At 58.6% G+C, this 14,726-nt stretch carries 11 protein-coding genes; 9 read left to right on the top strand and 2 right to left on the bottom strand.

Going from position 1 to position 14,726, the window contains the following annotated elements; translation table 11 throughout:
* Window positions 1-13 precede the first annotated feature (13 nt).
* Window positions 14-1,003, bottom strand: coding sequence for a lipoate--protein ligase (gene lplA, locus ACFSR7_RS24035; RefSeq protein WP_378165945.1), 990 nt, complete (start codon window positions 1,001-1,003; stop codon window positions 14-16).
* A 164-nt stretch (window positions 1,004-1,167) separates the two neighbouring features.
* Between lplA and ACFSR7_RS24030 the strand changes: the two genes are divergently transcribed.
* From ACFSR7_RS24030 to ACFSR7_RS24010, 5 genes are all read left to right on the top strand, one after another.
* Window positions 1,168-2,904 carry an ABC transporter ATP-binding protein gene (locus ACFSR7_RS24030; protein ID WP_378166109.1) on the top strand — a complete coding sequence of 579 codons (1,737 nt, stop codon included), beginning with the start codon at window positions 1,168-1,170 and terminating at the stop codon, window positions 2,902-2,904.
* Window positions 2,901-4,811, top strand: coding sequence for an ABC transporter ATP-binding protein (locus ACFSR7_RS24025; RefSeq protein WP_378165943.1), 1,911 nt, complete (start codon window positions 2,901-2,903; stop codon window positions 4,809-4,811). Before ACFSR7_RS24030 ends, ACFSR7_RS24025 begins: the two co-directional genes overlap by 4 nt.
* Before the next feature lie 93 nt (window positions 4,812-4,904).
* Window positions 4,905-5,669 carry a hypothetical protein gene (locus tag ACFSR7_RS24020; protein ID WP_378165941.1) on the top strand — a complete coding sequence of 255 codons (765 nt, stop codon included), beginning with the start codon at window positions 4,905-4,907 and terminating at the stop codon, window positions 5,667-5,669.
* 175 nt (window positions 5,670-5,844) lie between these two features.
* Window positions 5,845-6,486, top strand: a complete 642-nt coding sequence (locus ACFSR7_RS24015) for a bifunctional 4-hydroxy-2-oxoglutarate aldolase/2-dehydro-3-deoxy-phosphogluconate aldolase (protein ID WP_378165939.1) — start codon at window positions 5,845-5,847, stop codon at window positions 6,484-6,486.
* Window positions 6,483-7,463 (top strand): sugar kinase, encoded by a 981-nt coding sequence (locus ACFSR7_RS24010; RefSeq protein ID WP_378165937.1) that lies wholly within the window; start codon window positions 6,483-6,485, stop codon window positions 7,461-7,463. The genes ACFSR7_RS24015 and ACFSR7_RS24010 overlap by 4 nt, the downstream gene beginning before the upstream one ends.
* Before the next feature lie 519 nt (window positions 7,464-7,982).
* Here ACFSR7_RS24010 and ACFSR7_RS24005 read toward each other — a convergent pair.
* Entirely contained in the window at window positions 7,983-8,813 is an 831-nt protein-coding gene (locus ACFSR7_RS24005; RefSeq protein WP_378165935.1) for an AraC family transcriptional regulator, read from the bottom strand.
* 116 nt (window positions 8,814-8,929) lie between these two features.
* Between ACFSR7_RS24005 and ACFSR7_RS24000 the strand changes: the two genes are divergently transcribed.
* From ACFSR7_RS24000 to ACFSR7_RS23985, 4 genes are all read left to right on the top strand, one after another.
* On the top strand, window positions 8,930-10,960 hold the full coding sequence (locus ACFSR7_RS24000; RefSeq protein WP_378165933.1) for a beta-galactosidase: 2,031 nt from the start codon (window positions 8,930-8,932) through the stop codon (window positions 10,958-10,960).
* 77 nt (window positions 10,961-11,037) lie between these two features.
* Window positions 11,038-11,268, top strand: coding sequence for a DUF3892 domain-containing protein (locus ACFSR7_RS23995; RefSeq protein WP_378165932.1), 231 nt, complete (start codon window positions 11,038-11,040; stop codon window positions 11,266-11,268).
* A 206-nt stretch (window positions 11,269-11,474) separates the two neighbouring features.
* On the top strand, window positions 11,475-12,956 hold the full coding sequence (araA, locus tag ACFSR7_RS23990) for an L-arabinose isomerase (RefSeq protein ID WP_378165930.1): 1,482 nt from the start codon (window positions 11,475-11,477) through the stop codon (window positions 12,954-12,956).
* Between the two features lie 479 nt (window positions 12,957-13,435).
* A complete protein-coding gene (locus tag ACFSR7_RS23985; RefSeq protein WP_378165928.1) occupies window positions 13,436-14,710 on the top strand; it encodes a methyl-accepting chemotaxis protein in 1,275 nt (424 codons plus the stop codon).
* The last annotated feature ends 16 nt before the right edge of the window (window positions 14,711-14,726 follow it).

Here is a 14,726-nt window from a genome sequence, read left to right as displayed (position 1 = left end):
GGTTAAATGGGCTTCAGATCAGAAGGTCCAGCCATTCGTCCATCGTGACAGCTCCAAAGTAGAAGGTCAAGTCCACGCCTTCGAACGCGGCCGCGAGCGACTCACGGTCGTACCGCAGCCCTTGCAGCATCTCGGTCACGTCGCCGATCTCGCCTCGTCCGAAGAAGTCGCCGTACACGGCAGCTTCCGAGATGAGGCCTTCCTGCACGTTCATGCGAATATCGAAGGTGCCGGCGGGCAGGCGTTTGCGCTGCTGGACGTTAAATGCCGGCGACAGGCCGTAGTTCCAATCCCAGCTCCGGTATCGCTGGTCGGCAAGCTGGCGCACCGCTTCCCAATCGGCTTCGGTCAGCCGAAGCTGCGGAATCTCGGAGGCGCCGCCGAATATCGAGGTGAGAATGCGGCTCCTGAATTGCTCGATCGTCATCGGTTCGGTCAAAAACTCCGAGATGTTGGCGACGCGCGCGCGGATGGACTTGGTTGCCTTCGATTCGAACTTGAGCGGATTGGGCTTAAGCGCAGCGGATACGTCCTCCATGTGGGAATCGAACAGCAGCGTGCCGTGGCAGAACATCCGTCCGCCGGTGGCGAACATTGCGTTGCCCGATATTTTGCGATCGCCGACTTGAATGTCGTTGCGGCCGGATAGCTCGGCTTGGACGCCCATGTCGCGCAGCGCCTTGACGACCGGCTCCGTGAACTTGCGGAAGTTGTGGAACGAATTGCCGTCGTCCTTGGTGATAAAGCTAAAATTCAGATTGCCGAGATCGTGGTAAACCGCACCGCCGCCGGACAGCCTGCGGACGACGTCGATGCCGTGCGCCTCGGTGTACGCCGAGTTGACTTCTTCGGCGGTGTTCTGGTTTTTACCGATGATGATGGAAGGCTTGTTGATGTAAAAAAGCAGAATCGGCTCGTCGCCGGACAGCTTGCGAAGGGTATACTCTTCGAGAGCCAGATTAAGTGCGGGATCGTTGCCTCCGCCGTTGTCGATAAAAAACAATGCCGTCTGCCTCCCGTCGAATGTGCGTCCTTCTTATTTTATGATATTTGAGACTTGCGGACAAACTTGCATTGGTTCATATTGAATTCATAATTGAAGGATAGGGTATGGGTATCCTTTTGTTCAAAAGCCGCAAACCTAGGAATCGGGAGAGGATGACGTCCATGTTAAAGCTGTTCAGACTGCTCGCGCCTTACCGGGCGCTCGTTATCCTGGTTATGGCGCTGATCCTGCTGCAGTCGCTATCCGAGCTGTATCTGCCGACCTTGATGGCGGACATCGTCGACGAAGGCATCGTCAAGCGCGGCGGGGACACCGCTTACATTATGCGGATCGGCGGCTTTATGCTCGCCGTCGCGCTGGTCGGCACCGGCGTATCGATCCTGGCCAGCTACTACTCGTCGCGCATTTCGGCGGGCTTTGGCAGGCTCGTGCGGGGCAAGGTGTTTTCGCGCGTCGAGCAGTATTCGCTGCAGGAATTCGACAAGATCGGCACCGCTTCGCTGATCACGCGCACGACCAACGACATCAATCAGGTGCAGCAGGTGCTCATGATGATGCTGCGTATGATGGTCATGGCGCCGATGATGAGCATCGGGGGCATCATCATGGCCGTGTCCAAGGACGCCCAGCTGTCGCTTGTGCTCGTCGTGGCGATTCCCGTACTCGTCCTGACGATCGTCCTGGTGGCTCGCAAAGGCATCCCTTTGTTCAGAGTCATTCAGAAAAAGCTCGACAAGCTGAATCTCGTGCTTCGCGAGGGGCTGACAGGCATCCGCGTCATCCGTTCGTTCGGGCGCATCGGACATGAGCAGGCGCGCTTCGTCGAAGCGAACCGGGATTTAACCGAGACATCGGTCAAGGTCAACCAGATCATGGCCGTTCTCTGGCCGCTCATGATGTTGATCATGAACTTTTCCAGCGTCGCAATCATCTGGTTCGGCGGCCTACGGGTCAGCCACGGCCATATGGAGGTCGGCGACCTGATGGCGTTCCTCCAGTACGCGATGCAGATCATGTTCTCGATGCTGATGCTGTCGATGATGTTCGTCATGGTGCCGCGCGCGTCGGCTTCGGCCGTCCGCATCAACGAAGTGCTGGACATGTCGCCCGTCGTAAACGACGCGCCGCATGTGCGCGTCGGCCGTACGGAGCAGCGCGGCGTCGTCGAGTTCGACGATGTCACGTTCAGCTATCCGGGCGCGGAGCAGCCGGCGCTGAAAAACGTCAGCTTCCGGGCGGAGCCGGGCGAGGTGACGGCGATCATCGGCGGTACGGGCTCGGGCAAATCGACGCTCATCAATCTGATCCCCCGCTTTTACGACGTGGATTCTGGCAGCGTCCGGATCGGCGGCACCGACGTGCGGGAGCGTCCGCAAGCGGATTTGCGGTCGCAAATCGGCCTCGTGCCGCAAAAAGCGGTGCTTTTCACGGGATCGATCGCGGACAATATCCGCTACGGCAAGGAAGACGCGACCGACGAGGAGCTTCGCCATGCCGCCGAGGTCGCTCAGGCAGCCGACTTCATTTCAGGGATGGAAGGCGGATTCGAAGCGCATATCGCCCAGGGCGGGACCAATGTGTCGGGCGGCCAGAAGCAACGGCTCTCCATCGCCCGCGCCATCGTCAGGCGGCCGGATATTTATATATTTGACGACAGCTTCTCGGCGCTCGACTTCAAGACGGATGCGAAGCTTAGAGCCGCGCTCAAGAGCGAGACGACGGAGGCGACCGTTTTGATCGTCGCGCAGCGCGTCAGCACGGTTATGGACGCCGACCGGATCATCGTGCTCGACGATGGCGAGATTGCCTCCGTCGGCACGCACAAGGAACTGCTGCAAACGAGCGAGATCTATAAAGAGATCGTGTCATCGCAACTGACGGAGGAGGAGATCGCATGAGTCAGCAACAAGGCGCAGGCAGAAGCGGTCCTCCGCGGCAGGGCGGCGGACCGGGCGGACCGGGGCCTTTCGGCGGACATCCGGGCGGCAGACCCGGCATGCCGGTTCAAAAAGCCAAAGACTTCAAGGGTACGTTCCGCAGGCTTATGGCTTATCTGAAGCCGTTCCGTTTTACCTTGATTACGGTGTTCGCCGCAGCGATCGTCAGCACGATTTTTTCCATTTTGAGTCCCAAGATTCTCGGACATGCGACGACGAAGCTGTTCGCAGGCATTATGGGGAAAAGGAACGGCGATCCGAACGCCGTGATCGATTGGCACGGCATCGAGATGATCATCGCATGGCTGATCGGATTGTACGTGCTCAGCGCCATCTTCAGCTATATCCAGCAATATTTGATGGCCGGCGTCGCTCAGCGTACCGTTTACAAGCTGCGCAACGACGTCAATGAAAAGCTCGCCCGGCTGCCGCTCAAGTTTTTCGACTCGCGCACGCACGGGGAGATCTTGAGCCGCGTCGTCAACGACGTGGACAATATCAGCAATACGCTGCAGCAAAGCTTGACGCAGCTAATCACTTCGATTGTCACGATCGTCGGCGTTATCGTCATGATGCTCACGATCAGTCCGCTGCTGACGGTCATCGTGCTGCTGACGCTGCCGCTGAGCTTCTTGGTCATCAAGGCGATCGCCGGCAAGTCGCAGGGCTACTTTATCGGACAGCAAAAAAACCTGGGCGAGCTGAACGGCCATGTCGAAGAGATGTTCACCGGCCATCAGGTCGTGAAGGCATACGGACATGAACGGAAGGCGGTGGAGAAGTTCGAAGGCATCAACGACCGGCTGTACGACGCCGGCTGGCGCGCGCAGTTTGTCTCCGGGATCATGATGCCGCTCATGAGCTTTATCGGCAACATCGGTTATGTGGCGATCAGCGTCGTAGGCGGCGTGCTCGTCACGCGGCAGGCGATCAACATCGGGGACATTCAGGCGTTTATTCAATACGCGCGGCAGTTCACGATGCCGATCACACAGACCGCCAATATCGCCAATATCATTCAGTCGACGATCGCTTCGGCCGAGCGGGTGTTCGAACTGCTCGACGAGAGCGAGGAGCAGCCCGAGGAAAACAAGGAGCTCGAACCGTCCCGCGTGGCCGGACACGTCGCCTTCAAGCATGTGGATTTCAGCTACAAGGACGACGCGCCGCTCATCGCGGACATGAACATAGACGTGAAGGCGGGACAGACCGTGGCCATCGTCGGGCCGACAGGTGCGGGCAAGACGACGCTCGTCAACCTGCTCATGCGCTTCTACGAGGTGAGCGGCGGAACGATCACGGTGGACGGAACAGACATCTCCAAGCTGAAACGCGGCAACCTTCGCAACCTGTTCGGCATGGTACTGCAGGACACGTGGCTGTTCGGCGGGACGATCCGCGACAATATCGCATACGGTCGCGCAGGCGCGACCGAGGCTGAAGTGGTGGATGCCGCGAAGGCGGCGTTCGCGGATCATTTCATCCGCACGCTGCCCGAGGGGTACGATACCGTGCTGAACGAAGAGGCCTCCAACCTGTCGCAGGGACAAAGGCAGCTGCTCACGATCGCCCGCGCTATTTTGGCCGATCCTGCGATTTTGATTCTCGACGAAGCGACGAGCAGCGTGGATACGCGTACGGAGGCCAACATTCAAACGGCGATGAACCACCTCATGCAGGGCCGCACGAGCTTCGTCATCGCACACCGCTTGTCGACGATCCGGGAGGCCGATCTGATTCTCGTGATGAACAAAGGGACCGTCATCGAGCAGGGGACGCACGTGGAGTTGCTTGCAAGCGGCGGATTTTACGCGGACCTGTACAACAGCCAATTTTCCGGCGGAAAATTTTCGGAGGATGCGAGCTGACGGAAGTTTTATCCAAATTTCAGTATTTGTTCATGATCCATTCATTTGCCCGTGATACCTTGCTCTTAGGACATGGGAGGAGATGGTTGGGGTATGAACAAAAAATGGACGATGCTTGCAGGGATGGCGTTATCCATTGCTTTGCTGGCGGGGTGCGGCTCCAAAGCCGAGAACAACGGGGCCACTGCTGCTGCGGCTGCCGGAGACCAATCCGGCGGAGCCGCTGGAGATCAGGGTGCGGCTGGACAGGGCGGGGGCTTCGGCGGCATGCAGGCGATGGGTACGCTGGGGAAGATCAAGAGCGTGAATGGCAATACGATTACGATCTACAAGTCTTCGTTCCAGCCCGGACAAGGCGGCGGCCGGATGGGCGGCAACCGCCAAGGCAACGGCCAGAATGCGGGCGACGGCGCCGCGCCTAGCGGAGACGCGCAGCCGCCGAGCGGCGATCCGCCGCAGCAGGGCGCGGATGGCCAAGCCGGCGGACAGACGGGACAAGGCGGACAGGCGGGACAAAGCAGACAGGGCGGCGGCCAAGGCGGCCAAGGTAGCCAGCGTCCCGATATGGCCAACATGTTCACGGAAGAAACGGAAGACGTCACGGTTACGGACGCGACCAAGATCTACAAGACCGAGACGGCGGACGGTCAACGGACCGAGACGGAGGTCGCGATCGGGGATCTGAAGGCTGACGACGTCATTACCGTCACGCTGAAGGAAGGTACGCAGGAGGCCGAATCGATCCGTCTTGGCGGATTTGGCGGCGGCTTCGGCGGCGGAATGCGAGGCGGACAAGGACAAGGACAAGGCCAGGGTCAAGCGCAATCGGACGGCCAACAGGCCGCCACGGGCGCCTGACTGAAGCTATATTTCAGCAAATCATAGACCGCATCCCTGTATGAACGACAGGGATGTGGTTTATTTGCGTTTATTTAAGTTTATTTATGTCGCATTCCTAACTTTAACTTGTTCGATGATGGTGATAAACTGAAAACATTGGCGTTTTGAATCGCATGGGGGAGAGTGGTTGTTGATGAAAAAGCTGCTTGAGGAGCTGTCCCGCGAAAAAATCGTGGCGATCATCCGCGGCATCGATGAAGCGAACGGAGATCGGACGGCGAAGGCGCTGGCGGACGGTGGGATCGTGTTCCTGGAGGTTACGCTCAATACGGACGGTGCGCTCGGGATGATCTCGCGCTTCCGCGAAGGATATGTCGGCAGACTTCGGATCGGCGCAGGCACGGTGCTGGACATCGGGCAGGCCAAGGAAGCGGTGGCGGCGGGGGCCGAGTATCTCATCTCGCCCAACCTGGACGAAGAGATCGTCTATTATGGCGCCGAGAACGGCATCGAGGTGTGGCCGGGCACGATGACGCCGACCGAGATTGTCAAGGCGTACAAAGCGGGCGCTTCTGCCGTCAAAGTATTCCCGTTCGCATCGCTTGGCGCGGGATATCTCAAGGAAATCCGCGCGCCGCTGAACCATATCCCGATGATCGCGACGGGCGGCGTCAATCTGGGCAATATTCAATCCGTATTCGATGCCGGAGCGGTGGCGGTCGGCTTGGGCGGCAATCTCGTCGACAAGCAATTGATCGCAGAAGGCCGATTTGAAGAGCTGACGGCTCGCGCTCGCGCGTTCGCCGACGCCGTACGCGAAGGGGCTGGAGCATGAGCGCGAACTGGGCGGACGTCGTCACGATCGGCGAAAGCATGGTGCTGATGCAGCCGATGCACGACGGACCGCTGGCCTACGCGCCGCTCTTCACGCGTTCCGTCGCCGGCGCGGAGTCGAACGTTGCGATCGGACTGTCGCGTATGGGGCTGAAGGTCCGCTGGATCAGCCGTCTCGGCAAGGATCCGTTCGGCGATCTGATCCTGTCGACGCTGGCGGGCGAGGGCGTGGATACGAGCCTGGCGGAGCGTGACGACAGTCATCCGACAGCGATTTATTTCAAAGAATTCAAAGGCTACGGCGATCCCAACGTCTATTACTACCGTAAAGGCTCGGCTGCCAGCACGCTGACGCAGGAGCATATTCGTCCCGAATGGTTCGCGAATGCCGGCCATTTGCATGTGACGGGCATCACGCCCGCGCTCAGCCACGGCGCCGAGAATGCCATCAGGGCCGCTATGATCGCTGCCCGCAACGCAGGACTTTCCGTTTCCTTTGATCCGAACCTGCGCCGCAAGCTGTGGTCCGAGGAAAAAGCGCGCCAGACGCTGCTGTCTCTTATTCCGCTCTGCGACGTGTTCATGCCGGGCCTCGAGGAGGCCGAGTTTCTGCTCGGGGCGAAAAGCGAGGCCGAATACGGCGCCGACTTCATGGGCATGGGGCCGAAGACCGTCGTGCTGAAGCTGGGCGAGCAAGGCTCCGTCGCCTTTTCCTCGCAAGCCGCCGTCATGGCGGAGCCGCATGTCGTGAAGCGCGTCGTCGATACGGTCGGAGCAGGCGATGCTTTCGCGGCGGGTTTCTTGTCCGCCTGGCTGGAGAACGAGCGTCAGAGCGACAGCGAATATCTCAAGGCCGCGCTCGATAGAGCCAATCTGCTCGGCGCGCTGGCGACGCAGTTCAAAGGCGACTGGGAAGGCATGCCCCGCCGCGAGGAAATGCTCCGTCTGCTCGGCGGCGGCCGCGAAGTGACGCGTTAATATTAGCGCGTCGGCTGCATGCCAAGGCGGAGGAAATAGCGATGCGGCGGCATCGCTATTTCTCCGAAGTGCGGCCTTTGGTATGGGATAACGATGCGTGGTATCGTTATTTCTTTCCGAAATGCCGCCTTCGGATCAGAATAACGATGTACGACATCGTTATTTTCTCGAAATGCGGTAATCGGTACGAAATAACGATGTGCGACATCGCTATTTATTTAATTTGCACACATGACTGGCAACTGCCCCATCTCACCTCGGCAGCCTAGCGGATCATGGTTCCCCTTTTTTGTAAAATGCTGTGCCTCTCCAACCTGTTACGGACAGGAAACTCGTTATTTTACGTTTCAACACCTTAAATCCATCATTTTAGCGACCATAACGTCTCCTGAGTCCATTTTCTAGACAAAAACGCTGTTTACTGTGAAATACCGTATTCTGGGTTCACACTGCTGCGAAGGTGGCGCCAAAATGCCATCTCAGACCCAAAACGCCTTGCCAACGGGACACCGCGTTCTTTTATTCGTAAAGTTGTCTGAACTTGTCCGGCGGCAGTCCGGTTTTGCGCCTGAAAGTGGCGACGAAGTGGCTCGAGTCGCGGAAGCCGGCAAGCGTTGCGATCCGGGAGACCGTCTCCTGCGGGCGGCCGATCAGCATTTCTTTCGCCTTGCGGATCCGCAGGTCGATGAAGTAATTGTAGGGGGATTGGCCGAACGCCCGTCTGAACAGCTCGTTCATCGTGCTGGGCGGCATCCCGAGCACCGAGCGCATATCGGCCAACCCGGCGTCGGGATCGGCGTAATGCCGCTCCATCCATTCGATGAGCGGGCGCAGTCGCTCGGATGCACGGTCGACCGAGTCTTGTCTGCCCGACTTGCCGTGCCGCCGGAGCGTCAGCAGAAAGCGGTAAGCGTCGGCGGACGCCTCCAAGCCGAACGGATCGACGTCGGATTCGATCCGATCGAGCATCTTCTCCAGATAGTCGGCCAGCGGAGAAGCTTGTTCCCAACGAATCGGCAGCGGCTCAATGAGTCCGAGCGAGATCAACATCGTTGCGGCCGCGTTGCCGCCAAACGTCAAGTAGGCCGTCTCCCATTCCTCCGAGGCGGGCTCGTAGACATGCGGCGCTTCGGGAGGCACCAAAATGCCCGATCCGGCAGGGAGGCTGTACTTATGTCCGTCTACGGAAAAGGCGCCTTCGCCGCCAAGCGTTTGCAGCCAGTGGTAAAAGGGGTAACCGGTGGGACGGGCGATTTTTCCCGCCTCGCGCACCGTTCCGATCGTCTCGACGAACAGCGGGAGCTGGCCTGTCTGCCCGGAGGGGATCGCGAATCTTCTATACGTACGCATGGGGATACACTTCCTTGTTGTTTTATTATATCGAATCGGGAGAAGATTATATTTAGCAGGACTTCGGACTGCGATAATATGAAGATATAATTATATGATAAAGGATGTGCGCGCACATGATCAACGATAAGCTGCCGAAAATCTGGTATGGCGGAGACTATAATCCGGAGCAATGGGACGCGGAAACTTGGGCCGAGGACGATCGTATGTTCAAGCTTGCCGGCATCGACGTAGCCACCGTCAACGTCTTTTCCTGGGCGCTAATCCAACCGGACGAAGACACCTATGACTTCGCATGGCTCGACGAAACGATCGACCGTCTGTACCGAAACGGCGTTTACGTCTGCCTGGCCACGGGCACGGGCGCGCATCCGGCATGGATGGCCCGCAAGTATCCCGAGGTCACGCGAGTCGACTACCAGGGGCGCAAGCGTAAATTCGGCGGCAGACACAATTCCAATCCGAACAGTCAGGTGTACCGGCAATTCGCCAGGAAGCTTGCAGGCAAGCTTGCCGAGCGTTACAAGGACCATCCGGCCGTGCTGATCTGGCACGTATCCAACGAATACGGCGGCTACGATTACAGTGAGCAGTCCGAAACGGCATTCCGGGAGTGGCTGAAGTCGCGCTACGGTACGCTCGAGGCGCTCAACAAGGCTTGGAACACGCGATTTTGGGGGCACACGTTTTACGACTGGGAAGAAATCGTGCTGCCGAATGCGCTGAGCGAGGAGTGGGACGGCAATCGGACGAACTTCCAGGGCATTTCGCTCGATTTTCGACGATTCATGTCCGACAGCCTGCTCGAATGTTATCGCATTGAATACGACGAGATTAAGAAGCATACCCCGCACCTGCCGATTACGACGAACCTGATGGGGCTGTATCCGGAACTGGATTACTTTAAGTGGGCGCCATATCTGGACGTCATCTCCTGGGATAACTATCCGTCGCTCGATACGCCGGTCAGCCTGACCGCGATGACGCACGATCTGATGCGCGGATTGCGGCAAGGCCAGCCCTTCATGCTGATGGAGCAAACGCCGAGCCAGCAGAACTGGCAGCCGGTCAATTCGCTGAAGCGTCCCGGCGTGATGCGTTTGTGGAGCTACCAGGCGGTCGCGCGCGGAGCGGATACCGTCATGTTTTTCCAGCTTCGCCGTTCGATCGGGGCGTGCGAGAAGTATCACGGAGCCGTCATCGAGCACGTCGGTCATGAGCACACCCGCGTATTCCGCGAATGCGCGGAGCTCGGCGCGGAGCTTGGGCAGCTTGGAGACAAGCTGCTTGACGCCAGAAGCGGTGCGCGCGTGGCGATTTTGTTCGATTGGGAAAATCGCTGGGCGCTCGATCTGTCCAGCGGTCCGACCGTGCATTTGAAGTACGTCGATGAAGTGCACAAGTATTACGATGCCTTGTTCAAGCAGCATATCCCCGTCGACATGATCGGCGTGGAGGACGATCTCACCGCATACGACATCGTTATTGCGCCGGTGCTTTATATGGTGAAGCCAGGCTTCGCCAAGCGGGCAGAAGCGTTTACTGCTGCGGGCGGTACGTTCGTAACGACATTTTTCAGCGGCATCGTAAACGAGTCGGATATCGTCACGGTCGGCGGCTATCCCGGCGAACTTCGCAAGCTGCTCGGCGTATGGGCCGAAGAGATCGATGCGCTCTTTCCGAATGCGAAAAATGCGATCGTCGTTAAAGACGAAGGCCAAGGCCGTCTTTCGGGCAGTTACGAATGCGGCATTTTGTGCGATTTGATTCACGCGGAGAGCGCGCAAGTCGTCGCGAAGTACGGCCGCGATTTTTATGCGGACATGCCATGCGTGACCGTGAACCGCTTCGGCGAAGGGGAAGCCTGGTATGTCGCTTCGAGTCCCGAAGCCTCCTTCCTCGAAGATTTGCTCGGGCAGCTGTGCGAGGACAAGGGAATCCTGTCGCTCGTAAGCGCGCCTGCCGGCGTTGAGTCGACCTTGCGCGTGAAGGGCGAGGAGCGCTTCATGTTTCTGCTAAATCATGCGTCGGAGCCTGCGATCGTCAAATTCGACGTGGACGGCACCGATCTGCTGACGGGCACCGATGCCCCGGGCCGTGTCGAAGTGCCCGCGCGTGGCGTTGCGATCATTGCCGCAAGAAGCTAAGCGAAGAACGGATTCGCGAGCGGCGGATAAAGTTTTGAAGACGGCGGCATGCTAAACCTCGACAGGAGGTGGAAGACATGGCGGATCGTGAACAAGTCGTTGCCGTTCGCAAAAACGGGGATGGCGACATCGTGGAACTGAAGCTGTCTTCGGGCCAAGTGATAGGCTACAAAGAAGCGCAGCAGATGGCCAAAAACGACCAGATCGAAAACGTCAACGTATTCCGCGGCCGCGACGGCGACGAGCATCTGCGCTCGAACCCGGACGGCCGGGAAGACAACAATCTTGACAATCTGCCCGGCTTTTAAGGGGAGATGCGCTTCAAAAGCGCCGCTGAACCGCTTGCCTTACAAGCGGCTTCGGCGGCCTTTTGTTTTTTCGTTTAATTTTTAATACATGTACATACAAGTGTTGCTTGTATGCGCGACCTTCGGTATTATTATATTGTAAAGGTACGTACAAGTCGAAATCCATCATAAGCATTCAATTGCTTTTAATCCAGGGAGGTAACGAGATGCTTCAAGTGAAGCCTTATACGTTTTGGTTCATCACCGGCAGCCAGCATTTATACGGTCCGGAGACGCTGGAGGAAGTGGCCGCCCATTCGCAGGAGATCGCAGACGCAGTGTCCGGGCGCGTTTCGTATTCGGTGCTGTTCAAGTCTGTCGTAACGACGCCGGACGAGATCCGCCGCGTGTTGAACGAAGCGAATGTCGACGAGGAATGCGCCGGCGTCATCACCTGGATGCATACGTTTTCTCCGGCCAAGATGTGGATCGCCGGGCTGACGGAGCTGCGCAAGCCTTTGCTTCATTTGCATACGCAGTATAATCGCGACATTCCTTGGGATTCGATCGACATGGATTTCATGAATACGAACCAAGCCGCCCACGGAGATCGCGAATACGGCTTCATCGGCGCCCGCCTGGGCATTGCCCGCAAGGTTGTCGTCGGCCACTGGAGTGACGAAGGCGTCCTTGCCCGCATCGGCGCCTGGCAGCGCACGGCAGTCGCCTGGAACGAAAGCAAGCGGCTTAAGGTCGTCCGGTTTGGCGACAATATGCGCCAGGTTGCGGTAACCGAGGGCGACAAGGTCGAGGCACAAATCAAGTTCGGATGGTCGGTGAACACGCACGGCGTCGGAGACCTCGTGCAATACGTCAACGCGGTAGCGAGTGATGAAGTCGAAGCGCTTCTAGGCGAATACGCGGAGCGTTACGAAATTGCCGAGGCGGGTCGCACGCAAGGTGCGGTGCGCGACGCGATCGCCTATCAGGCGCGGCTCGAGATCGCGATTAAGCGTTTCCTGGACGAAGGAGGCTTCACCGCATTCACGACGACGTTCGAAGATTTGCACGGTCTTGAGCAACTGCCGGGCCTTGCCGTGCAGCGTCTGATGGAGCAGGGTTACGGATTTGCGGGCGAAGGCGACTGGAAGACGGCGGCACTCACGCGTCTGATGAAGATTATCGCGGACGGCAAGGACACCTCCTTTATGGAGGACTATACGTACCACTTCGAGCCTGGCAATGAGCTCGTGCTGGGCGCCCACATGCTGGAGGTGTGCCCGACGCTTGCCGCATCGAAGCCCCGGATCGAGGTGCATCCGCTCGGGATCGGCGGCAAGGCCGATCCGGCCCGCATCGTATTCGACGGCAAGGGCGGCAAGGCGTTGAACGCATCCATTATCGATCTGGGGACCCGCTTCCGGCTGATCGTGAACGAAGTGAAGGGCGTACCGGTGGAGCGCGAGATGCCCAAGCTGCCTGTCGCTCGCGTATTGTGGAAGCCTGAACCGTCGCTCGCGGAGGGTGCCGAGGCCTGGATCTTGGCAGGCGGCGCGCACCACACTGTCTATTCGTTCGTCGTAACGACGGAGCAACTGCTCGACTTTGCCGAGCTGGCCGGCATCGAGGCGGTCGTTATCGACGCTTCGACGAATACAAGGCAGCTTAAAAACGAGCTGCGCTTCGGCCAAGTCGCCTGGGGACGTTAAGCTTCAAAAGGCGGCAAATCGCGGGTTAGGCAAGCGCGGTATCGGCGCGTCGAGGCTTTGGGTTGGTTGGCGGGGCGTAAAACCTGCATTCGTACATGTATTTTTTGCCGATCCATTACACTTGATGAAATTGCCTGCAAATGTGCAGGTAATTGCAAGGCGCAAACCGATGTGTATTTGCAGGCATTTATGTCTCCCTGACGAGAAACGAGCCTTCGAAGCGATTCTGAGGCTCGTTTTTCATTTCATATTCTGTTCTGCACAGTTATTCGAACTTTTTTAGTAGCCTCGCAATTTGCCTGGCGGTCTTTATTTGCATACACAGAATAGACACCTTTTTAGACACCTTTCAGACACCTATCGGACATTTTTCAGACACAGAATTAAAGCCGAATGTCACCGGATAGACAAGAGGATGCGGCAAGTCGAAGTCGAATTTTGTCTTATAGTCGTTTTGACAAAGGACGGAGGCTTCGACAATGGACAAACGGATGGGGATCGTCGCGAAAATGGTCGTCGGCATTACCCTGGTGTCGGGCATCACCTATGCGACCAGCGCATTCGTGCTGCTAGAAATGAAAGGTACGTTCGATTTCATACCTTTTTGGTTATTCGTTCTTTTGACGCTGGCGCTCGGCGTTTTTTGGACGGGGCTGTTCGGCTTTTTCGCGGCGAAATGGCTGCTTCGTCCGCTGCTCTCGCTGACGGCAGCAGCCCAGGAAGCCGAGAGGGGCAATCTTGGCGTGCGCGTTCATACGAGCGGATCGGGAGACGAGCTGGCGCAGCTCGGGGCGGCGTTTCAGGGCATGCTCGACCGCCTAAAGACGATCACGGGCGGCATTCTGCACAATACGGCGCAGACGGACCAGCATGCCGCCGAGCTCCAGGGCGCGATCTCGCAGGCGGCGCTCCGGATCGAAGAGATGTCGCAGCACGCCGAGCGGATCACCGGGGGCACGGAGCGGCAGTTCGCGTCCGCCGAGGCGATGCAGGCGTCGGTCGAACGGCTGGCCGATGCGGCTCGCGTTGCCGACGAGAGCGCCGCGGCAGCGAAGGATAAGACAGAGCGAATGAACGGTACGGTCATGCGGAGCGAGGCCGTATTCAGCTCGCTGGTGTCGGGGATGGATCAATTGGCCGAGCAAAACCGCACCGCGCTCGAGATCGTGAACCGTCTGAGCGACAATGCGGACAAGATCGGATCCATCTCGAACGTCGTGGGCGATTTTGCCGAACAGACGAACCTGCTCGCGCTTAACGCATCGATCGAGGCCGCAAGGGCCGGAGAGGAAGGCAGAGGCTTCGTCGTCGTCGCGCAGGCCGTCAAGACGCTGGCGGGGCAGAGCGGCAACGCCGTGAAGGATATCCGCCAACTGATCGCGCAGATTCAGGCCGAAGTCGCCGAATGCGTCCGGCATATTCAGCGCCAAGCGCAAGTGGCGGAGCGCGAGTCCGAGCAGGGCAAGGCGTCGGCGGAAGCGTTCGGCATCGTGGCGAAGGAAGCGGCCGAAGTCGGCTCGATCGTCGAGCGAATCGCGGTCCGGATGTCCGAGCAGGCCGAGCAGGCCGGCCGGGCGTTAGGCGAAGCCCGCAGAGTGGCCGAGGTAGCCGGCGAGATTCGCGGAGGGGCCGAGCAGGTATCCTCCGCATCGCAGGAGCAGACGGCCGTGATGGAGGAGATCGCGGCCTCGTCGGAGTCGCTTAGGGCCAAGTCGCTGACACTCAAGGAACAAGCCTCGTATTTTAACCGATAAACGCATGAAGCGCTCC

This window comes from Cohnella sp. GCM10020058, assembly GCF_042683485.1.
Classification (GTDB): domain Bacteria; phylum Bacillota; class Bacilli; order Paenibacillales; family Paenibacillaceae; genus Cohnella.
The sequence above is the reverse complement of the archived record's forward strand: the minus strand, read 5'-3'. Positions and strand labels throughout refer to the sequence as shown.